15 protein-coding genes are annotated in these 22,111 nt (G+C 62.0%); 7 read left to right on the plus strand and 8 right to left on the minus strand.

Annotation, left to right across the window (positions count from 1 at the left end; all coding sequences use genetic code 11):
* Positions 1-45 precede the first annotated feature (45 nt).
* The 5 genes from ACTJK7_RS02955 to pvdM form a co-directional block, all read right to left on the minus strand.
* Entirely contained in the window at positions 46-2,502 is a 2,457-nt protein-coding gene (locus tag ACTJK7_RS02955; protein WP_323151699.1) for a TonB-dependent siderophore receptor, read from the minus strand.
* A 117-nt stretch (positions 2,503-2,619) separates the two neighbouring features.
* Entirely contained in the window at positions 2,620-4,269 is a 1,650-nt protein-coding gene (locus tag ACTJK7_RS02960) for a cyclic peptide export ABC transporter (protein ID WP_440780257.1), read from the minus strand.
* A gap of 148 nt (positions 4,270-4,417) precedes the next feature.
* A complete protein-coding gene (pvdO, locus tag ACTJK7_RS02965; protein ID WP_108560644.1) occupies positions 4,418-5,326 on the minus strand; it encodes a dihydropyoverdine dehydrogenase in 909 nt (302 codons plus the stop codon).
* 35 nt (positions 5,327-5,361) lie between these two features.
* A complete protein-coding gene (gene pvdN, locus ACTJK7_RS02970; RefSeq protein WP_440780258.1) occupies positions 5,362-6,642 on the minus strand; it encodes a pyoverdine-tailoring periplasmic protein PvdN in 1,281 nt (426 codons plus the stop codon).
* Positions 6,639-8,009: a pyoverdine-tailoring dipeptidase-like protein PvdM gene (gene pvdM / locus ACTJK7_RS02975; RefSeq protein ID WP_236196472.1), complete on the minus strand. Its 1,371-nt coding sequence runs from the start codon at positions 8,007-8,009 to the stop codon at positions 6,639-6,641. Before pvdM ends, pvdN begins: the two co-directional genes overlap by 4 nt.
* A 174-nt stretch (positions 8,010-8,183) precedes the next feature.
* Here pvdM and pvdP point away from each other — a divergent pair, with 174 nt between their 5' ends.
* Positions 8,184-9,803: a pyoverdine maturation tyrosinase PvdP gene (pvdP, locus tag ACTJK7_RS02980; protein WP_108560650.1), complete on the plus strand. Its 1,620-nt coding sequence runs from the start codon at positions 8,184-8,186 to the stop codon at positions 9,801-9,803.
* A gap of 127 nt (positions 9,804-9,930) precedes the next feature.
* Here the strand turns inward: pvdP and ACTJK7_RS02985 are convergent, their stop codons facing one another.
* The 3 genes from ACTJK7_RS02985 to ACTJK7_RS02995 are packed head-to-tail and all read right to left on the minus strand — an operon-like array spanning position 9,931 to position 14,479.
* Positions 9,931-11,325, minus strand: a complete 1,395-nt coding sequence (locus ACTJK7_RS02985) for an efflux transporter outer membrane subunit (RefSeq protein ID WP_108560653.1) — start codon at positions 11,323-11,325, stop codon at positions 9,931-9,933.
* A gap of 7 nt (positions 11,326-11,332) precedes the next feature.
* Positions 11,333-13,306: a MacB family efflux pump subunit gene (locus ACTJK7_RS02990; RefSeq protein WP_108560656.1), complete on the minus strand. Its 1,974-nt coding sequence runs from the start codon at positions 13,304-13,306 to the stop codon at positions 11,333-11,335.
* Positions 13,307-14,479, minus strand: a complete 1,173-nt coding sequence (locus ACTJK7_RS02995; RefSeq protein WP_108560659.1) for an efflux RND transporter periplasmic adaptor subunit — start codon at positions 14,477-14,479, stop codon at positions 13,307-13,309. It abuts the gene before it with no gap.
* 333 nt (positions 14,480-14,812) lie between these two features.
* Between ACTJK7_RS02995 and ACTJK7_RS03000 the strand changes: the two genes are divergently transcribed.
* From ACTJK7_RS03000 to ACTJK7_RS03025, 6 genes are all read left to right on the plus strand, one after another.
* A complete protein-coding gene (locus ACTJK7_RS03000; RefSeq protein ID WP_064378811.1) occupies positions 14,813-15,295 on the plus strand; it encodes a sigma-70 family RNA polymerase sigma factor in 483 nt (160 codons plus the stop codon).
* Between the two features lie 133 nt (positions 15,296-15,428).
* On the plus strand, positions 15,429-16,766 hold the full coding sequence (locus tag ACTJK7_RS03005; protein WP_440780260.1) for a lysine N(6)-hydroxylase/L-ornithine N(5)-oxygenase family protein: 1,338 nt from the start codon (positions 15,429-15,431) through the stop codon (positions 16,764-16,766).
* Between the two features lie 588 nt (positions 16,767-17,354).
* Complete coding sequence (gene mgtA / locus ACTJK7_RS03010) at positions 17,355-20,054, plus strand: magnesium-translocating P-type ATPase (protein ID WP_108560665.1); 2,700 nt, start codon at positions 17,355-17,357, stop codon at positions 20,052-20,054.
* Positions 20,055-20,109: 55 nt separating this feature from the next.
* Positions 20,110-20,826: an MgtC/SapB family protein gene (locus tag ACTJK7_RS03015; protein ID WP_064594791.1), complete on the plus strand. Its 717-nt coding sequence runs from the start codon at positions 20,110-20,112 to the stop codon at positions 20,824-20,826.
* 109 nt (positions 20,827-20,935) lie between these two features.
* Positions 20,936-21,370 (plus strand): hypothetical protein, encoded by a 435-nt coding sequence (locus tag ACTJK7_RS03020; RefSeq protein ID WP_064378815.1) that lies wholly within the window; start codon positions 20,936-20,938, stop codon positions 21,368-21,370.
* A 108-nt stretch (positions 21,371-21,478) separates the two neighbouring features.
* Positions 21,479-22,105 (plus strand): response regulator transcription factor, encoded by a 627-nt coding sequence (locus ACTJK7_RS03025; protein WP_064378816.1) that lies wholly within the window; start codon positions 21,479-21,481, stop codon positions 22,103-22,105.
* The last annotated feature ends 6 nt before the right edge of the window (positions 22,106-22,111 follow it).

The following is a 22,111-nucleotide window of genomic DNA, read 5'->3' on the forward strand; positions in this document are numbered from 1 at the left end:
GCAAAACGCCGGCAGATGCCGGCGTTCTGTTTGACGCTGAGCGTGTTACCAGTTGTAGGTCACGTCGGCGGTCATGGTCCGGCCTTCGCCGTAGTAGCAGTCCAGCGTGCTGTTGCAGCTGGCGACGTATTTCTCGTCCGTGAGGTTTTCCAGGTTCATCTTCACCTTCACGCCTTTGACGTGCAGTGGCGATTTTTCCAGGTCGTAGGAGACCATGGCGTCATACACGGTGTAGGACGGGATCTGGAAGGAATCTTCCTCGTAGTCCGAGCCATAGCTGCTGCGCACGTAGCGGGTGCCCAGGCCCATGCCCAGACCGGCCAGCGACGTCGAGATGTCGAAGTCATAGTTGATCCATGCGGACGCCGTCAGCGGCGGGCTCATGGCCAGGGTGCGACCTTCGCGGCCATCGTTGACGCTGCGCCATTTGATCTGGTTACGCGACACCGAGGCCAGCACGCGCAGGTTCTGGGTGACGTTGACCTTGCCTTCCAGTTCCACGCCGCGCGAGCGCACCGAACCGCTCTGGATGCTGAAACCCGGGTTTTGCAGGTCGTTGGTCAGCATGTTGTTCTGGTCGATCTGATAGGCCGACAGCTGGATGAAGCCGTCGATCGACTTCGGCTCGTACTTGATGCCGACTTCGTACTGCTTGCCTTCGGTCGGTTCGAACCCGCGACCGTTCATGTCGGCACCGGTTTGCGGCAGGAATGATTCGGCATAGCTCACGTACGGCGTCATGCCGTTCTCGAACTCGTAGCCAAAGCCTGCACGACCGGTGAACTTCTCGTCCTTGAGGTTCGAACGGTTGCCGCCCAACGGTTCCTTGTTGATGGTCTCGGCGAAGTCATAACGCCCGCCAATGGTCAGGAACCACTGGTTCCAGCGCATCTGGTCCTGGGTGTACAGGCCGGTCTGCTTGACGGTGTTGTCCCACTTGTAAGGCTGGCGGAAATTGAACTCGCTGCCGTAGACCGGGTTGTACAGGTCGATGGCCGGGCCGGTGCGGTCATAGCGACCGAGGAACTTGGAATTGAAGTGGTAGTAGTCCACGCCCAGCAGCAGGGTGTGGTCCAGTTCGCCGGTCTTGAACTGGGCCTGGGCGATGTTATCGATGCCGAAAACCTTGTTGTGCTGAGCCCAGTCCACGCCGTAACGGGTCTGGTAGCTGATTTCGTCACCGGTGACCGGGTTTGTTTCGAACGAGTAGCCGTGCAGCGGCGCGACGTAACGGTCGTTGAGGTCGGCGTAGCGGGCGTTCTGCTTGAGGGTCCAGACGTCGTTGAGTTCGTGGGCGATCTCGTAGCCGATCACGAACTGTTCGCGGTCGTACTTGTTCACGCCCGGCTCGCCGATGAACAGACTGCGGCTGATGCGCCCGGCACTGCTGCGGTGGACGGTGCCGTCGGCCGGCAGGCCCTGGGCTTCCGGGGTGTCGCGGTCTTTCTGGTATTGGCCGTAGAAGGTGATGCTGGTGCGGTCGTTCGGCAGCCACGTCAGGCTGGGCGCGAGCATCATGCGGTTCTGGTCGGCGTGGTCGATCTGCGAGTTGCTGTCGTTGACCACACCGGTCAGGCGATAGAGAAACTCGCCCTGGTCGTCGATCGGGCCGCCCAGGTCGAAGGCGCCGTATTTGCGGTCATAGCTGCCGCCACCCAGGATCACTTCGTGCAACGGTGTGGCGGTCGGACGCTTGCCGACCATGTTGACGATCCCGCCTGGCTGGTTCTGGCCGTAGAGTACCGATGCCGGGCCCTTGAGCACTTCGATGCGCTCCAGGCTGTACGGATCGATCTGCAGCGAACCGCCGGTGCTGCCGCCGCCGTAAGGCAGGTGCAGACCATCGAGGTAGAGCGGGGTAGGCGAGAAGCCACGGGACGTCGGTTCGTCGAAGATTTTCACCCGATCGGAGAAACCGCCGCCGGTCATGCCCGCGGTGTAGCGCAGGGCTTCGGTGACCGATTGCGAACCGCGCATCTTGATTTCGTCCTGGGTGACGACGTTGATGGTCTGCGGGATTTCCTTGAGCGCGGTATCGGTTTTGGAACCGGTGGCGCTGCGTTTGGCGACGATCCCGTCAACCGGGCCCCACGCCGATTCCTGGGCCGCTGTAATGCTGGTCGGCGCCAGATCCAGGCTTGCGCTGTTGCCGCGGGCGCGCAACGCAACGTTGTTGCCCTGGACGCTGTAGGTGATGTCGGTGCCCTGCAGCAATTGCCCGATCGCTGCGGTCGGTTCCAGGTTGCCGCTGACGGCGGTGCTCCGCAGACCGCTCACTTCGTCCGGGCTGTACAGCACTTGCAGATTGGTCTGGCGGCCGAATTCCTGCAGAGCGCTCCCCAGCGACTGAGCAGGAATATTGATCGCCACGGCCGCTGCCTGCGCCTGGCCGGTGATCGGCAGGGTGAGGGCCAGGGCGCAAACGGCTGGAAGGGTGGTGCGGAAGGAACGGCGGATCAGCAGAGCCTTGGCGAGCGGGTGGAGTCCGTGCGGTGCGGGCATTGTTCTTCTACTCTTCAAAGTGTTGACTGAGAACTATTTCTATTAACTGTAAGTAAGACGTTGAGCCTTCCGAAAACCGGAAAGGCTCAACGCACTTTTTTTACAAATTTTTCACAATCAGGCGGGCTGCAGCTCGGTGACCACTTTGCCGGCGCTCATGCGCACCAGTTGGTCGGCGACGTCGAAGTAACGATCGTCGTGGGAAATGACGATGATGGTCTTGCCCAGACGCTTCAGGTCCGGCAGCAATTCGGTGTAGAAAATCCGTCGGAACGTCGGGTCCTGGTCGGCGGCCCATTCGTCGAACACCAGCACCGGACGCTCTTCCAGCCACGCATTGATCAACGCCAGACGCTTGCGTTGACCGGTCGACAGATCGGTGGTGGTGAACGCGCCGTCGCGCACGCTGACCTTGTGCGCGATTTCCAGGCGCTCGAGGTATTTGTTGGCGTCTTGCGGAATATGCGTGTCGCCCTGCACCACGTCGTCGAACAGGTAATAGTCGGCGAAGATCGTGGTGAACAACTGGCGATAGTCGTCGCGGGTGAGGGCGGTCACGACCTGATCGTTGAGGCGGATCTCACCCTGCTGCGGCGCATACAGGCCCAGCAGCAGTTTGATCAGGGTGGTCTTGCCGCAACCGTTTTCACCGACGATGAAGATGATATCGCCCTGATCGATCTTCAGGTTCACCGGCCCCAGGCGGAACGGCGCAGCGCCTTCCACGGTCGGGAAACTGTACGAGACGTCGGTCAGCTCCAGGCTGTGCACGGGCGTTTTTTTATTGCCTTGGTCGCTGAGCAACAAGTGCGGCTCGGGCGAGGAGAACTGCTCGGACAATTCGGCAATCCGGCGGAATGCAATCTGTGCGCGGCTGACGATCGGCAGCGTGCCGATGATGTGTTCCAGCGGACCTTTCATGTACAGCAGCACCAGCACGAAGCCGCTCATCACCGCTTTGTCGGCGCTCGGCCACAGCGATTGCAGGGCCAGTGCCAGGCCGATCACCACGAAGAACAGCATCGAGCCGAGGGTCTTGGCGACCACGAAGATGTTCACCGAACGTACCTGGGTGTCACAGATTTTATCGGCCGTGCCTTCGATGCCCGAGGTGAACATGCGATGGCGGCGCGGGCGATGGATGCGCAGCTCCTTGGCACCTTCGGCGACGGCGTTGTAGTGCTTTTGCAGCTCGTCTTCGTAATCCCGGGCCTTGAGGAAACCCTGCATGCCGCGCCCACGGGCGATGTACTGAATGACGGTACCGATCAGAATCGCCACCACCATCATCAGGAACATCGGCCACGACAGGATCGCCAGATAGCCCATGCAGCCGAGTGTGACAGTCATGGAAATGGCCAGCGGCGCGAAAGCGAAGGCGAAATCGCTGATGGTGTCGACGTCGTGGGTCAGCACCGGGATCAGCCGATGGCTGCGATAGCGTTCGATCTGCTCGATGGGCGCCGACAGCACTTTTTCGCCCAGTTCTTTGCGCAGCCTGGCGATGATGTGCTGGCCGACGAAGTTGGTGCCGATGTCGGAGAAGATCGAACTGAACAGGGCCAGCAGACACAGGCCGGCGAACGCCGCGACCACGTTGCTGGTCAGGCCAGCTTCGGAGTGCAGCGCGTTGTTGATCGTCGCCAGCAGCGCCGTGACGCTCAGGCCGCCGACCATGCCGAGCAGGATCGAACCGGCCACGATCAGACGAAAGGGTTTGAGCAGGGCGAACAATTCATTGATCACCCCGCGTGTTGGTTTGCTCATGGAGGTTCCCTGCGTGAAAGAGCGGCGAGGTCCGGGATCGGCTGCGGACATCGCCTGGGTGACGTAGAGGGCAATGGCGCGTCGCAATGGATCGCGCCATCTGTAGAACGACTGGCGGGAGGGTTAATTTAGCGTGGCGGCGGGAGCGTTACAGATCCCGCGCGACCCGGAAACCGATCCAGTCGCCGCGCTCGGTCGGCACCAGCGCATTGCGGTTGCCGGAGCGCGAGAACACCGGCGCTTCGCCCCAGTCGTTGCCGCGAATGCGCTTGAACTGGCACTTGCCGGTCTCCCATGCACTGCCGTCGCTCGGCGCGCCTTCGTAGTTTTCGTTGTAGCAATCGGCGGTCCATTCGTAGACGTTGCCGTGCATGTCGTACACACCGAAGGCGTTGGGCGGGAAGCTGCCGGCCGGCGCGGTGAAGTTGTAGCCATCGGCCGCACCGTAGGTATTGGCGTGCTTGGCGATGCTGTATTCCTTGCCCTCATCGAACGGGAACGGGAACGGCCCGGTCGTGCCGCCCCGGGCGGCGTATTCGCGCAGGGACTCACTGACCAAGCGGTACTGCTTGCCGGTCTTTTTCGACAGCCACGCCACATAGGCGTTGGCCTCGGCGAAGTCCATGCACACCGCCGGATGCCTGTCGGTGTACTGCTTGCGCGGGTCGCTGCCGGCGTAATCCGGGATCCCGGCCTTGCACGCGCGCCCCGGGCGATCATCGCCGTCGGGCATTTGGTAGCCGGTGTCCTTGAGGTAGGCGAACCATTCGCCCTTGAGTACCTGGAAGCGGCTGATCGCCAGCGGTTTGGCAAACGTCACCGGATGCATCGGGCCTTCGTCGGGCTCGCGGCCGACTTCGTCTTCAGGCGTGCCCATGGTGAAGGTGCCGGTGGGCAGCACGACCATTTCCGGGCAGTCCTTGCAATCCTTGAACACCTTGCCCGGTGCCGGCGGCGTGGCGGCTTGCGCGGCGTTTGGCAGCAGACTGGCGGCGAGGGCGGCGAACATCAGCGCCGGCAGGGTTTTCAGGGCAGAACGAGGCAGTTCGTTGTTCATTTCGAGTCTCGTCAAAGGAAGGAAATCGTTGGCGCTCACAGCGCCCGGTCGAGCACCGCCAGCAGGCGGTCGATCTGGGCTTCGTCGTTGAGCAGGCCGGGTGCGGTGCGGATCACCGGGCCAACATCGCGCTCCACGGCGTCGGCCACCACCTTGTTGGCCATCAGGTGCGCGGCGATCTTGTCGCTGTTCTTGCCCCTGACCCGGAAGAAGGTGAAGCCTGCGGAAAACTCCGGGCTCAACGGCGTGACCAGTTCGATCTGCGGGCGTTGCAGCAGACGTTTTTTCAGGTAGCTGTTCAGTTCATGAATGCGCGCCTGCACGTCGGCCTTGCCCAGTTGCAGGTGCAGCTTGAAGGCCTCGGTCAACGCCCAGCGATGCTCGAACGAGTGGTAACCGCCCGGCGTCATGGTGGTGGAGAAGTGTTCGGCCTCGGAAAAGGTCGGGATGATCGGCGTGACGTATTTCACTTCCGGCGTGCGGCTGACCACGATCCCGGTGCCGCGCGGACCGAACATCCATTTGTGGGTGCCGGCGATGAAGAAGTCGCAGTTCATGGCCGGGAAGCTCAGGTCTTCCACACCGAAACCGTGTACGCCGTCCACCACGTAGATGATGCGGTCGGCCTCGCTGCGACCGCGGTTGTGTTTGTCGACCAGCGCACCGATGTCGGCGAGCGGCAGTTTCACGCCGCTGCCCGAATGCACCCAGCACATGCCCAGCACGCGGGTTTCCGGGCGGATGCTGCGGTCGATATTGGCCAGCAGTTCATCCTTGCTGATCCGGTAAGGATCCTTGAACAGACGGATCTTGCGCACCTTGGTGCCGTCACGCTGGGTGCGCAGTTCGAGGATGGTGTGCGTTGCGTAATGCTCGTGGGCCGTGGTGAGGATTTCCTGATCGGCGCGTACCTGCACGCCGCCGTAAATTATCGCCAGGCCTTCGGTGGTGCTGCCGGTGAGCGCAATCTGCCGGGCATCGGCCTGCACGTATTGGCCGGCCAGCACGCGCACGGCTTCCTCGCGCTTTTCGGTCACGCCGTGGTCCCAGTCCATCGCCAGCCCCGGATTCTTGTCGAGGGCGGCGCGGTGCATCTCGATCGCCTCACGCACCGGGCGCGGGTGGGTGGTGACGAGGAAGTTGGAGAAGTGCAGCCAGGCCGGATCCTGATCGAACAACTGTTGCAACTGCGCCCACTTGTTGCCTGGCAGCGCGGCGGCGGTCGAAGCGCTGGCGATGTTCGGCAGGCTCGCGCCCAGCGGCAAGGCCGCGGCGAGAAGTCCGGCCTGCTTCAGAAAGTCACGACGGTTGCTCATGGCTTGGCGACTTCCCGGTTCGACGCGAGCGCCGGTCTGGCGGATTTCTCGACCTGATCCCAGACCCGCAGGAAGTTGCCGCCCCAGAGCTTGGCGATGTCCGCTTCCGAGTAGCCGCGCGACAGCAGTTCTGCGGTCACGTTGCGGATCTCGCCGACATTTTCCCAGCCTTTGACGCCGCCACCTTCGTTGAAGTCCGAGCTGATGCCGACGTGGTCGATGCCGATCTTCCTGACCGTGTAATCGATGGCGTCGCCCAGGTCCTTGAGGCTGGCTTTCGGCTCTTCTTCGAGGATCGCGTAGAGCTGGCCTGCATACTCGCCGAACTTCTGTTCGGACCAGGCGGAGATGATCGGATCGCCCGGCATCAGGGCCACGGCCAGGTTCGGCAGCGGCGGCAGGTCGAAGCGCTGGCGCAGTTCATTCAGCTTGTCCTGAGTGCCTTGGGTCAGCGGTCGCAGGTATTGCGAGAAGCCGACAATCTGCACCACGCCGCCGCTGTTCTTGATCAGCTGCATTTCCTTGTCGCTGAGGTTGCGCGGTATATCGACCATGGCCCGCGGTGCCGAGTGCGACGCCACCAGCGGCGTACGGCTCAACTGCGCGACCTGCTCCAGGGCCTTGGTCGACATCTGCGACACGTCGATGATCACGCCCAGGTCGTTCAGGCGCTTGACCGCTTGCTTGCCCAGGTCCGAGAGGCCGTCGAGGGCGTCCGGCGAATCATTGAAGAACGGCAGCGGGCGCGACGAGTCAGCCCAGTCGTTGTTGCCGATGTAGCTGAAGCCGAACATGCGCATCCCGCGCGCCGTCCACAGGTCCAGCTGGCTCAGGTCGTGGCCCAGCGGGTAGGCGTTGAGCATGCTGATGAAAATTGCGAACTTGCCTTCGCCGTGCAGGCGCCGGAAGTCGTTGGCGGTGTAGGCGATGCCGACCTGGTTGGGGAAGTCGCGGACCATCCCGGAAATGATCTTGTAGCGGATTTCCTGCTGGTTGCGCGCCTCTTCGACGAAGCCTGCGGTGGGCTTGTGCGGAGCGTTCGGGCCGTTCCAGATTTCCGGCCAGCCGAAGATCGTCAGGGCCGCACCGGACAGCCGCCCGCGATTGGCCTTGACCAGGTCGAACTGGTCGCTGCCATCCTTGTCGACTTCGTTCCCGGTGGTGCCGAAGTTCTGGGTGATGGTGATGTGGCTGTCGAACGAAAGCATGTGCTCGTGCAGTTCTTCGGCCTGCTGCATGACTTTGACCGGGTAGCCGGGGTTGTCCTTGAACCCGATGTCCCAGACCGCGATACCGGCGCCGACGCTGAGCGCCAGGGCCAGTGGCAGGCCGATGAATAGAGCCTTTTTCGAACGTGGTTTTGTCATTGCCATCTCAGTCAGGTTCGCTGTCGAAGAACAGGCGCAGAGGCCTTTGCTATCTGGGAAGAACGAGCGGGCGCGGGAGAAAATTAGTCCGTTCTGACGGCGCTTAAATTTGTTCGGTCAGCAAACGTTCTAGCTTGGATAAAGCCTGCTTCAGGGCTGAACACAGGTAGGGCAATGAGGATTTCTCGACGATGGTTCATGGCAGGCCTGGCACTGACCGGCGCTGCCGTACCTGCAGCTTATTTCGGGCACCGCGAGTGGACGAAGCCCGACCCGACGATCACCCCGGGTGAGGCGTCATTCGATGTGGCTGACGTGGCCGGGCAGCGCCTGGCGAATGCGCTGCGCGGGGTCTGGAAGATCCGTTTCACGGGGCGTGACGCAGGCCTGGACGGCTTGCCGACCCAGGGCCTGGAAGTGTTCATCGACATCGGCCAGAAAGGCCGGGGCGTGTGTGGCTTTCTCGACACGCCGGAGCGTCTGCGCTCTGCCGACACCCCTCGTTACCGGATTCTCGGCGATCTGGCCGGGGCCGAGGCATCAAAACTGAGTTGGCGACTGTTGGGTGCTGGCGGCAGCGTGGACTACGAACTGAACATGATTCTGGATGAGGTCTGGGCCGATTTCGGCAATGCCGGCAGCGGCACCCTCAGCGGCACGGTGCAGCGTCTCGACCGCTCGCTGGCCCTGCCGGATCAGGATCACCGTTTCGTTGCGGTCAAGTGCCTGTTCCCGGAAGCGCGGCAGCGTACGCCGTTGAACCCGACGTTGCTGGCGTGGCTGGTGTCGCCCGAGCACCGGCTGTTTCACCAGGTCTGGCATGCGACGCGGGACAAGTGGCACACCTTGTCGGAAGACAAGCGCAATGCCTTGCGCGGCCTCGGCTGGCAGCCCGGCCCACGCAACCTGGAACGTGATGCCCGTGGTCCGCGCAAGGATCGCAACGGGTCGGGCATCGACTTCTTCTTCATGCACCGACACATGCTCGGCACCGCGCGTTCGATGCAGGATCTGCCGTCCTGGCAGTTCTTCCCGTTGCCGCAGCCGGAACTGATTCGCGACCGTGTCGGGTTCGCCCGTTACTTCGATAACCACGACGGCACCTCGCTGCCGCCGACCTGGCTGGCCGAAGGTGATGACGAGTACGCGCAATGGGTCAGCGATATCAAGACCGCCGAGACCTACCAGAGCAACTTCGAGGTCTGGGAGTCGCAATACCGCGATCCGCAATATCTGTCGAAGCTGACCCTCGGTCAGTTCGGCTCAGAAGTGGAGCTGGGTCTGCACGACTGGCTGCACATGCGCTGGGCGTCGGTGCCGCGCGATCCGTCCAATGGTCAGCCGGTGCCCCTGGCTCGTGATCTGGACGATTTCGCCGCACGCTGGTTCGCCCCTGAGAACGACTTTCTCGGCGATCCGTTTTCCTCCCATGTGAACCCGGTGTTCTGGGCGTTCCATGGCTGGATCGATGACCGTGTGGAGGACTGGTTCCGTGCTCACGAGCGTTTTCACCCGGGGCAGGTCACCCGCCTGGAAGTCAATGGCGTGCAATGGTTTGCTCCGGGTCGCTGGGTCGAAGTAGCGGATCCGTGGCTGGGTCCCACGACTCATGGTTGCAGTACGGTGCCGGGCTTGCAGGTGGGCAAGTCGGTGGAGATGGACCCGGAAACCATGAAACTCGCGCTGCGCATTACCTTTGGCGAGGACGAGAAGAAACTCGAAGGGCTGTTCCGGCGTGTGCCTAAGCGGCCGTGGTACGCGCGTAACCTGAAGGCCAAGAACCTCGCGGTCTGAGGGCCGCGTTATCGTTGATTCGCTGAACTTGCCAGGCTTGCTCCCGCAATGATCGCGTCCATTGAGATGGAATGCGGTCACTGTGAGAGTGCGCCTGCTCGCAAAAGCGGTCTTGAGTTCGCTGCGATTACAGCGCCTGCCACCCACCGCCCAGTGCCTTGTACAACCCGATACTCGCCTGCAATCGCGACAGGCGCAGCTGTACATTCAGATCCTGCGCCGCGTACAGCGTGCGCTGGGTTTCCAGCACCGTCAGCAAATCCTCGGCGCCGGCCTGATAGCGGCGCTGGGCGATATCGAACGCGGTCTGCGCCTGATTCAATTCTTCACTTTGCCATTGCCGCTGTTCGTCGAGCCCGCGAATCCCGTTCAAGGCTTTTTCGACGTCGGCGAAACCGTTGATGATCGCCCCGCGATAGGTTTCCAGCAGCTCTTCCTGGCGAGCCTTGGCCTTGTCGCGTTCGGCGCTCAGGCGACCATTGTTGAAGATCGGTGCGACCAGTCCGGCGGTGAGGTTGTAGAACGGGCTGCGAATAATGTCATCGAACTGGTTGGCCCCGGAGCCCAGTTGGGCGGTAAGGGTCACGGTCGGCAGCATGGCGGCGCGGGCGACTTTGACGTCGGCCTCGGCCGCCGCCAGTTGCGCCTCGGCGCGGGCAATGTCCGGGCGACGGCTGAGCAGATCGCTGGGCACGCCGGCATCGATGGTCGGCCAGTGCAGTCGATCGAACGGTTCCACGCCGGTTTGCAGCTCCTGCACCGGCCGGCCGAGCAGGGCGGCGAGGCTGATCAGGGCATCCCGGGCCTGTTGTTGCACCAGCGGCAGTTGCCGTTGTTGCGCTGCCACCAGACTTTTTTGCTGGGCCAGCTCCAAGGCTGTGGCCGAGCCTGAGTCGTAGCGGGTCTGCACCAGTTTCAGCACGTTCTGCGCGTTGGCCAGGTTCAATTCGGCGATGCGACTTTGCTCACGCAGCGACAAGGCTTGTGCGTAGGTGTTGGCCACCCCGCTGAGCAAGGTCAGCTCCACGGTCGCCCGGTCGAACTCGCTGGCTTGCAGGGCAAGCTGCGCGCTGTCGCGGGAGGCGCGTTTGCCGCCCCAGAAATCGATTTCGTAGGACGCGCTCAGGTTGGCATCGAAATAATCCACAGCCTTGTTGCTGCTGTCCGCGTCGAGCTGGGAGTAGCCATTGCCGCGCAGCAGTTTCTGGCGATTGGCGTTGGCCCCGGCTTTCACCTCCGGCAACTGCGAGCCGCCGGCAATCACCGTGCCGGCCTGGGCCTGGCGCACTCGGGCGACGGCGGCGGCGAGGTCGAAGCTGCCGAGGCGTGCCTGTTCGATCAGGCGGTCGAGCTCGGGGCTGCCGAACTGTTTCCACCATTGCGGATCGGTGCGGGCGACGCTGGTGTCGTGGGGCGACTGCCAGGTGGCGGGCGGTTGCAGGCCGCTATCGGGTCGCTGGACGGGACTGCCGCAGGCGCTGAGCAACAGGCACACGGTCAACAGGCTGAGGCGCGGTTTCATAGATCGATCATTCACTGGTAAGGGCCGTCACCGGGTCGAGTCGGGCGGCTTTGCGGGCCGGCATGAAGCCGAAGACAACACCGGTCACGAGGGCGCAGGCGAAGGCGCCGAACACCGCCATCAAGGAAAACGCCACGGCGACTTCGCTGAGCATCAGCACGCCGCCGACGATCAGCGCCAGGGCGATCCCGGCGATCCCGCCGACAACCGAGAGCATCACCGCTTCGGTGAGGAACTGGCGCAGGATGTCCCGTTGCCGGGCGCCGGTGGCCATGCGAATACCGATCTCGCGGGTACGCTCGCGCACAGTCATGAGCATGATATTCATCACCCCGATCCCGCCCACCAGCAGCGAAATCGCGGCAATCGAGCCGAGCATCAGCGACAGGGTGTTCTGCGTGCGCGCCTCGGCCTGGATCATTGCGGCGTTGTTGGTCAGCTCGAAATCCTTCTTGCCGTTGTGCAGGCGCAGCATCAATTGCTCGATGGCGTGTTCCGCCTCCTTGACCTTGCGCGCATCGGCTGCGGCAATGGCCACGTATTCCGGATTGCGTGTGCCGAACAGCCGGACGCTGGCGGCGGAGTAGGGGATGGCGATGCGGTCATCGCTGTCCTGATCGCCGGAGCTCGCGCCTTTTTCCTGAAGCACGCCGACCACCTGGAACGGCACGTTTTCGATCAGGATGTACTGGCCGACGGGATTGGCGACATCCTTGAGCAGTTTGTCGCGCACCTTCTTGCCGATCACCGCCACGGCGCTGGCGTTGCGTTCGTCAGCGTCGGTGAAGTAGCTGCCTTCGACCACCGGCCAGTTGAAGATCGCCGGGAAGTTGGTGTCGTTGCCGCCGACGTAGCTCAGGTGATCGACGTTGCCGAAACGCACGCCGGCCTCGGCGCCGTTCACCGGCATGATCCGCTTGACTTGCGGCAGGCTGGCCAGCGCTGCCACGTCATCAAGGGTGACGATGCCCGGTGGCGTGCGCGGATTGGGGGCTGATCCGCTGAGGTAAATGATGTTCGAGCCGAACGCGCCCATCTGCGCCATGACCTGGCGCTTGCTGCCTTCACCGACGCCGAGCATGACCACCACCGAAGCTACGCCGATGATGATCCCGAGCAGGGTCAGCGCGGTGCGGAAGCGGTTGATCCACATCACCCGCCAGGCGGCGTGCAAGGCGTCCACCAGCTCGCCCTTCCAGGCGCCGGAGGCTTGTGCGCCTTCGCTCAGGCGCTTGCGCAGGTCGACGGCCTGCAGGGCGCCGGGGTTGGCCGACGTCTGGGCCTCGGGGTTGTCCCGGGCGCTGTCGCTGATGATCAGGCCGTCGCGGATTTCGATGATCCGCTTGGCCCGCGCTGCGACTTCGCGGTCGTGGGTGATCAGGATGACCACGTGGCCCTGACTCGCCAGCTCGTCGAGCAACGCCATGACTTCTTTGCCGCTGTGGCTGTCGAGGGCGCCGGTGGGTTCGTCGGCCAGGATGATGTGGCCACCGTTCATCAGCGCCCGGGCAATCGACACCCGTTGCTGCTGACCGCCGGACAACTGATGTGGACGGTTGCCGGTGCGCGATGCCAGGCCGAGGCGGTCGAGCAGGGCGGCGGCGCGGGCGTGGCGTTCGGCGGCCGGGGTGCCGGCATAGATTGCCGGCATCTCGACGTTTTCCTGGGCCGAGCCGGACGGAATCAGGTGATACCCCTGAAACACGAAACCGAAGGCTTCGCGCCGTAGCCAGGCCAGCTCGTCGGTGTCGAGGCCGGCGACGTTTTCCCCGGCGAAACGGTATTCGCCGGAGGTGGGCCGGTCGAGGCAGCCGAGGATATTCATCAGGGTCGATTTGCCGGAGCCGGACGCGCCGACAATCGCCACGAATTCTCCGGCGTGGATCGACAGGTCGATCCCGCGCAGCACATGCACTTCAGGGGCGTCGCCACCGCCGTAGGATTTGCGGATGGCCTGCAGGTCGATCAGGGGCGTCTGCATTCAGCCTCCGCTGCCGTCGGCCGGGCCGATCAACAGGTGATCGCCTTCGTTCAAGCCCTCAAGCACCTGGACTTTCAAGCGATCGCTGATGCCGGTATGCACTTCGCGGGACTGCACGTCGCCATTGGCGGCGATCACCTGCGCGGTCTGCCGGTTTGCCGTGGCAGTACCTTGCAGGGCGGCAACCGGTGCGGTGAGGACGTCTTTTGCCTGGCTGGCGACGAAGAATACCTGGGTGGTCATTTCCGCCATCAGTGCGTTGTCGGCGTTGTCGACATCCAGCAATACGGTGTAGAGCACCACGCGGGCGCTGCCGCTTTTGCTGGAACTGGCAGGACTGCCGCCGCCCTGGCTGGTCTGGTCCAGGGGCTTGGGCGGCACCGGCAGGATTTGCCGCACGGTGCTGCTCCAGCGTCGCTGGCCGCCGCTGAGGGTGGTGAAATAGGCGGTCATACCGGGTTTGACGTGGCCGATGTCGGCTTCGGAAACTTCGGCCCACACGGTCATCGGCGACAATTTGGCGATGCGCAGGATCAGCGGTGTCTGTTGTTGTGCGTTGAGGGTCTGGCCTTCGCGGGCATCGAGGGCCACTACGGTGCCGGCCATCGGCGCATAAATGCGGGTGTAGCCGAGTTCGGCCTGATCGCTGCGCAGGCTGGCTTCGGCCTGACGAATCTGGGCCTGGAACATGTCGATGCGCGCCTGGGTGGCTTTCAGTTCGGCGCGGGCGGTCTGCACGTCTTCTTCGCGGGTGGCGCCGCCAGCGGCCAGGTTCTGTTGGCGTTGGTATTTCTGTTGCGCGAGTTCGTGCTGGGCATTCTGTTCCTGTAACTGGGCCTTGAGGTTTTCAATGGAAAACCGTCCGGCGTCGAGTTTGGCTTTCTGGGTCGACGGATCGATCTCCACCAGCAATTGACCTTCCTTGACCACGTCGCCGACCTCTACGTGGATCTTGCGGATCTGCCCTGAGGCCTGGGCGCCGACGTCCACATAACGCCGGGGTTGCAGGGTGCCCAGGGCGGTGACGCTGCTTTCAATATCGCCGCGGGTCACTTGCACGGTGGCGAACCTGTCGCGCCCGGGCGGCAGGATCTGCCAGGCGGCGTAGGCGGCAACGGGGATCAGACAAAGGACTACGAGCAGGGCGCGTCGGGCGGGGCGGGGACGTTTCATGCAGGGTTCCGGCCAGTGGAAATCGGCCCGTCGTTCAGAGGTGTGCGCAGGATCGGGCACCGTTGAACGCTGCCGCAGGGCGCGACAGACACGGGGAGCTGTCCTGTAAACGATGAAAGCCGACCGGAATTTAAGCGGTGAAAAAGGTTGTTACAGCAATCTGAAGGTATAGCCGGACACAATTTGTCGGGCAATGACAAACACTACTTTAAATCTATATGAGAATTACTATAAATTACGCACCTCAAGTTGCCACTATCCTGCTACTGCCTCGTGCGGCCGAGCAGGCCAGTGTGCTCAAGGACAGAACCCGCACTCAAGCGGCCGGGAGTCATGTTGGAAAACTACTATCGTGAGCTGGTGTGTTTCCTGAACGCCAGGCTCGGCAACCGACAGGTGGCCGAAGATGTGGTGCATGACGCTTATGTGCGGGTCCTGGAGCGATCCAGCGATACCCCGATCGAGCAACCCCGGGCCTTTCTTTACCGCACCGCGCTGAACCTGGTGATCGATGACCATCGGCGCAATGCCCTGCGTCAGGCCGAATCGCTGGAAGTGCTCGACAGCGAAGAGCGTTATTTCACCCCGTCCCCCCACAGCACCCTCGATCATGGCCAGCGCCTGGACATGTTGCAGCGTGCGCTGGCCGAGCTTGCGCCGCTGTGCCGCGAGAGTTTTCTGTTGCGCAAGATCGAGGGCCTGTCGCATCCCGAGATCGCCGAGCACCTTGGGATTTCCAAGGCTCTGGTGGAAAAGCACATCGTCAACGCCATGAAACATTGCCGCTTGCGAATCAAACAATGGGATGCCCATTGAGAAGTCGTCGTTAAATTTTATTTCACTGTCCTCGTTCCTACTCAACAGACGACCTGCTGTCCTGCTCCGGGCTGGCCGGTCACCCAAGCTCTTCCTCCGCGCTGTTCGGGGGTTCATCCAGAGGACACTGGAAATGACACAGGCAATTGCATCGCCCATCGTTCACGACCTGATCGGCGTCGGTTTCGGCCCTTCGAACCTGGCGCTGGCCATCGCTCTGCAAGAGCGCGGCCCGACCCAGGGGGAACTGGATGTGCTGTTTCTCGACAAGCAACCCAACTACAGCTGGCACGGCAACACCCTGTCGACCCAGAGCGAGTTGCAGATTTCCTTCCTCAAGGATCTGGTCACCTTGCGCAATCCGACCAGCCCGTACTCGTTCGTCAACTACCTCAAGCACCACGGCCGTCTGGTGGACTTCATCAACCTCGGCACCTTCTATCCGTGCCGCATGGAGTACAACGACTACCTGCGCTGGGTGGCTGCACAGTTCACCGAACAGAGCCGCTACGGCGAAGAAGTGCTGACCATCGAGCCGGTGCTGCACAACCATCAGGTTGAAGCGCTGCGGGTGATCTCGCGAGGCACCGACGGCCAGCAGTTCGTACGCACCGCGCGTTCGGTGGTGGTCAGCGCCGGCGGTACGCCGCGCATTCCCGAGGCGTTCAAGGCGCTGAAGGGGGATGGCCGAGTGTTCCATCACTCGCAGTACCTGGCGGAAATGGCCAAGCAGCCGTGCGTGAACAACCAGCCGATGAGCATCGCAATCATCGGTGGCGGGCAGAGCGCAGCGGAAGCCTTTATCGATCTGAACGATTCGTTCCCGTCGGTGCAGGTCGACATGATCCTGCGCGGCTCGGCGCTGAAGCCGGCGGACGACAGCCCGTTCGTCAACGAAGTGTTCTCGCCGGAATTCACCGACCTGATCTTCCAGCAGAACAGCAGCGAGCGTGAGCGTTTGGTCACCGAGTACCACAACACCAACTACTCGGTGGTCGACATCGACCTGATCGAGCGCATCTACGGCATCTTCTATCGGCAGAAAGTTTCCGGGATTGCGCGCCATGCGTTCCGCACCCTGACCACGGTCGAGAAAGCCACTGCCACCGAACATGGCATTGAACTGACCGTGCGCAACAATGCCACCGGTGAAGTCACCGTACGAGTCTATGACGCGGTCGTGCTGGCCACCGGTTACGAGCGTCAGATGCACCGCAAACTGCTGGCGCCGCTGGAGGAGTACCTGGGCGATTTCGAGGTCGATCGCAATTACAAACTGATCACCGACGAGCGCTGCAAGGCCGGTCTGTACATGCAGGGCTTCTGCCAGGCCAGCCACGGTCTGAGCGATACACTGCTGTCGATCCTGCCGATCCGCGCGGACGAAATTGCCGGCTCGCTGTATGAGCATGGCAAGAACCGCGGGCACAGCCGTTCGGTGATGGACTTGTTGTTGGCAACTGCCAGCTAAGTATCCTTTCAGCCTCCACACTGATCGTTCCCACGCTCTGCGTGGGAATGCCTCAAGGGACGCTCCGCGTTCCAATGGGACGCAGAGCGTCCCCGGCTGCATTCCCACGCAGAGCGTGGGAACGATCTCGGCGATCTTGGGGGCAATCCTGAACCCTTCCTGAACACCCGCCACATTCCCCGACACACTTCCTTTTGCGGGTTTACTCTCCAGACATCGGGGCGTAAGCTTCGCGCGTTTTCATCAATAGCGGAGACCCACAGTGGGTACTTGTTCGAGTGACAGTTGTCGGCCGGTCCTTGTAACCGGCGGATTCTCGGCAAGATAACGCGCATTCCTTTGTGCCGTTGTCTCGCCGAACAGCGAGCAGCGGCATCCCGATCATGACCGGTCCCGGTCATGTCCCGACGTCCTTCTCATCGACACTGAAAAGCCTGTGAAGTCGACTTCATCGTCGTCATTGCAGCCCTATCGACACGCCTGTCTTTTCTGACCGGCGCGCCACGCCTTGCCGTGCCGGTTTTCCGGTGCCCGGGACGAGGACGTACCTGCTCGACGGTTTCCCGGCTGACCATAGGGGCAACAGCCATGAAACTTACGCTCAAGGAATTTTTCGCAGGCTTCCTGCGGACCCGCCACATCGCCCGGCATTTCCGTCGCCTGGCCTTGCTTGAAACCCTCAACGACACCACGGTCAGCCGTGAAGTGCCACCCACCCTGGCCAATACGCTGGTAGACGCCGCCCATTGCGACAGCGGCGTGCTGCTGTCGAACCTCGGCACTCACACCGACGGCCTCACCGATTTCGAAGTCGATGTGCTGCGTGCGCAGCATGGACTCAACGAAGTCGAGCACGAGCAGCCGCTGCCGTGGTGGACCCACCTGTGGCACTGCTACAAGAACCCGTTCAATCTGCTGCTGACCTTGCTGGCGGTGATCTCGTGGCTGACCGAAGACCTCAAGGCCGCCATCGTGATTTTCTCGATGGTGGTGCTGTCGACGCTGTTGCGCTTCTGGCAGGAAAGCAAATCCAACCAGGCCGCCGACGCGCTCAAGGCGATGGTCAGCAACACCGCCACCGTGCTGCGCCGGGACGCGCCGCGCGCTGAATTGCCGATCAAGCAATTGGTGCCCGGCGATCTGATCGTGCTGTCGGCTGGCGACATGATTCCTGCCGATTGCCGGGTGCTCAGCGCCAAGGATCTGTTCGTCAGCCAGGCGGCGATGACCGGCGAATCGATGCCGGTGGAAAAATTCCCGCGTCAGGCCGATCGTGACACGCGCAATCCGCTGGAGCTCGACAACATCCTGTTCATGGGCACCAACGTGGTGTCCGGGACGGCGGTGGCGGTGATTCTCACCACCGGCAACAGCACCTATTTCGGTGCGCTGGCGCAGCGGGTCGGGGCGACGGATCGCGCGGTGACTTCGTTCCAGCAAGGGGTGAACAAAGTCAGCTGGCTGTTGATCCGTTTCATGTTCGTCATGGCGCCGCTGGTGTTGTTTATCAACGGTTTCACCAAGGGCGACTGGACCGAAGCGCTGCTGTTCGCGTTGTCGATTGCCGTGGGCCTGACCCCGGAAATGCTGCCGATGATCGTCACCTCGACGCTGGCCAAGGGCGCGGTGTTCCTGTCGCGCAAGAAAGTCATCGTCAAACGCCTGGATGCGATCCAGAACTTCGGCGCCATGGACGTGCTGTGCACCGACAAGACCGGCACACTGACCCAGGACAAGATTTTCCTGGCGCGTAACGTCGACGTCTGGGGCGAAGACTCCGATGACGTGCTGGAAATGGCCTACCTCAACAGCTATTACCAGACCGGTCTGAAAAACCTGCTGGACGTGGCGGTGCTGGAACACGTGGAAATCCACCGTGAGCTGAAGGTCGGCACGGCGTTTCGCAAGGTCGATGAGATCCCGTTCGACTTCAATCGCCGGCGCATGTCGGTGGTGGTGGAAGGGCGCGGCCAGCCGCATCAACTGATCTGCAAGGGCGCAGTGGAAGAAGTGCTGGCGGTGTGCAGCCGGGTGCGTCACGGTGAAGTCGACGAAGCCTTGAGCGATGAATTGCTGGCGAAAATCCGTCAGGTCACCGCAGCATTCAACGCTGAAGGCTTGCGCGTGGTCGCGGTGGCGGCACGCTCGATGCCGCAAGGTCGTGACACTTACAGCCTGAGCGACGAGCAGGAACTGACGCTGATCGGTTACGTGGCGTTCCTCGATCCACCGAAGGAAAGCACCGCACCAGCGCTGAAGGCCCTGGCCGAACACGGCGTGGCGGTGAAAGTGTTGACCGGCGACAACGAGCTGGTGACCGCCAAGATCTGCCGCGAAGTGGGCCTGGCCCAGCAAGGCCTGCTGATGGGCAACGACATCGAACGCATGAGCGATGCTGAACTCGCCGTGGCGGTGGAAACCACCAACGTGTTCGCCAAGCTGACGCCATCGCACAAGGAGCGCATCGTGCGCATCCTCAAGGGCAACGGCCACGTGGTCGGGTTCATGGGCGACGGCATCAACGACGCCCCGGCACTGCGCACCGCAGACATCGGGATTTCGGTGGACAGCGCGGTGGATATCGCCAAGGAAGCGGCCGACATCATCCTGCTGGAGAAGAGCCTGATGGTGCTGGAGGAGGGCGTGCTGGAAGGGCGCCGGACCTTCGCCAACATGCTCAAGTACATCAAGATGACCGCCAGCTCGAACTTCGGCAACGTGTTCTCGGTGCTGGTGGCCAGTGCGTTCATTCCGTTCCTGCCGATGCTGCCGATGCACCTGCTGGTGCAGAACCTGCTGTATGACATTTCGCAGATCGCGATCCCGTTCGACAACGTCGACGACGAGATGCTGAAACAGCCGCAACGCTGGCAGCCAGGCGACGTAGGGCGCTTCATGCTGTTCTTCGGGCCGATCAGTTCGATCTTCGACATCACAACGTTCGCCTTGATGTGGTACGTGTTCGATGCCAACACCCCGGATCACCAGACGTTGTTCCAGTCCGGCTGGTTCGTGGTGGGGCTGCTGACCCAGACGCTGATCGTGCACATGATCCGCACGCCGAAGATTCCGTTCCTGCAAAGCCGCGCGGCCATGCCGCTGCTGGTGATGACCGCAATCATCATGGCCGTGGGCATCTTCCTGCCGATGGGGCCGCTGGCGCACTACTTCAAATTGCAGGCGCTGCCGTCGATGTACTTCGTGTTCCTGCCGGTGATCCTGCTGGCGTACATGGCCCTGACTCAAGCCGTCAAAGGCTTCTACATCCGCCGGTTCGGCTGGCAGTAACAGGCAAGAATTCCCCCCTTGTGGGAGCAAGGGGGGCGGTTTCAAGGAGTTCGATATGCAAGCGATCAACAATCTCAACCTCACCTCATTGCTCGACACTTTGGTCAGCCTCAGCGCAGCGTTCATCCTCGGCGGCCTGATCGGCTTCGAACGCCAATACCGGCAACGCACGGCCGGCTTGCGCACCAACGTGCTGGTAGCTGTCGGCGCGGCGATTTTCGTCGACATGGCCAACCGTCTCGCCGGTGCCGAAGGCGCGGTGCGGGTGGTCGCGTATGTGGTCTCCGGCATCGGTTTTCTCGGTGCCGGGGTGATCATGCGCGAAGAGGGCAACGTACGCGGGCTCAACACCGCCGCCACGCTCTGGACCTCGGCAGCCGTCGGTGCCTGTGCCGGTGCCGACCTGCTGGCCGAAGCGGTGCTGGGCACCTTGTTCGTGCTCGCCGCCAATACCTTGCTGCGGCCGATCGTCAACAACATCAACCGTCAGCCGCTGGACGTGGTGTCGGCAGAAGTCACCAATATCGTTTATGTCATTGCCCGGCGCTCGCAGCAGAAAGCCGTGTTCGCCTTGCTCGAGGCCGAGCTGGAACGCAGCAATTACCCGGCCAGCGATGTCGATGTGCACGCCTTCGGTGCCGATGAAATCGAGATCGAAGCGACGCTGGCAACCACCTCGGTGGACGGTGATGAGCTGGACGCACTGGTGGCGCGAATCTCGACCTCGGCGCTGGTGGTGCAGGCGTTCTGGAGTCCGAGTACGACCGAATAAAACATTCGATCCGGATGAATGACTGTGTTTTTCGGAAAAGTCCTACAGAGTGTGTCCCGATGCTTGGGTAGTCTTGCCGCCACTTGGAGCAACTACCCGGACTTTCACGTTGACCGACAAAACCCTGCGCATCCTGATCGCCGATCTGCAGCATTTTCACCGGATGAAGATCGAGCGGCTGTTCAATGGTCTCGATTACTACCGCATTGCACCGGTACAGAGCCTTGCCGAACTGCTGACGCTGGTCGATTACGGCTGTCAGCCGTTTGATGTCCTGGTGATTAATGCCGAGCTGGCGACCGGGATCGCGGATCTGCGGGGGTTCCTGTTCGATAATCCACAAGTCCGTCGTGCGCTGATCTACGGTGAGCCGGCGGATTCCTCACGTGTTCCCGAGCATTTTCTGACAAAGATCATCACCAGCCCTGCGCCTTTGCCCTCAATCCGCGCCATCGAACAGTTGATGACCTCGGTCGAGGCTTCGTTCGGGCGCCCATCGCGTGTCCGATCACAGATCAGTCTGGCGCGCAACTGTCAGATCTGACAGGTGATTCAGCGTGCACACCGTGCAACAGTTGTAGCGCAGTTATCAATAGTCCCGTTCATGCAAGATCGGTGGCGTCATCACTATGTATTCGCACCGGGAGTGGTCATGGGTTCAGCATTGATCGTTGATGATCATCCGGTGGTGGTAAATGCCGTTCGCATGGTGCTGGAGTCATTCCGCTACAGTCCGATTTACGTCGCTTCAGACAGTAGCGAGGTGGTGTCTCTGGTTCGTTTGCACGGGCCGGATCTGATCGTGCTCGATCTGAAGTTACCGGGCCAGGGAGGCCTGGAAACGCTGGAGCATATAAAGGCCACCGGGTTGCTCTGCAAGGTCGTGGTTTTTACCTCTGCCGATCCTGTTCATTATCTGGTTCGCTGTCGACGTGCCGGTGCAATGGCCTTTGTCACCAAATCAGCCGAGTTGCAGCAGTTGCAGAACGCGATCAAGGCTGTCCGCGCGGGCTATAGCTATTTCCTGGACTTGCCCAATGTCACTACAGGGCAACCCGAGGTGCACAGTAATGAACGCACGCTGATCGCGTCACTGTCAGACCGCGAATTGCACATCCTGAGGGAGCTGGCTCGAGGGATATCGAACAAGCAGATTGCCGAGGATATGAACCGAAGTCACAAAACCATCAGCACCTACAAGACCCGCTTGATGCTAAAGCTCGGGATCAAGTCATCGGTGGTATTGCGAGAGTTTGCCCTGCGCAATCATTTGCTCTGAGAGGAT

The sequence above is a fragment of the Pseudomonas sp. 22085 genome, from assembly GCF_052045815.1.
Taxonomy (GTDB): Bacteria; Pseudomonadota; Gammaproteobacteria; order Pseudomonadales; family Pseudomonadaceae; genus Aquipseudomonas; species Aquipseudomonas glycinae.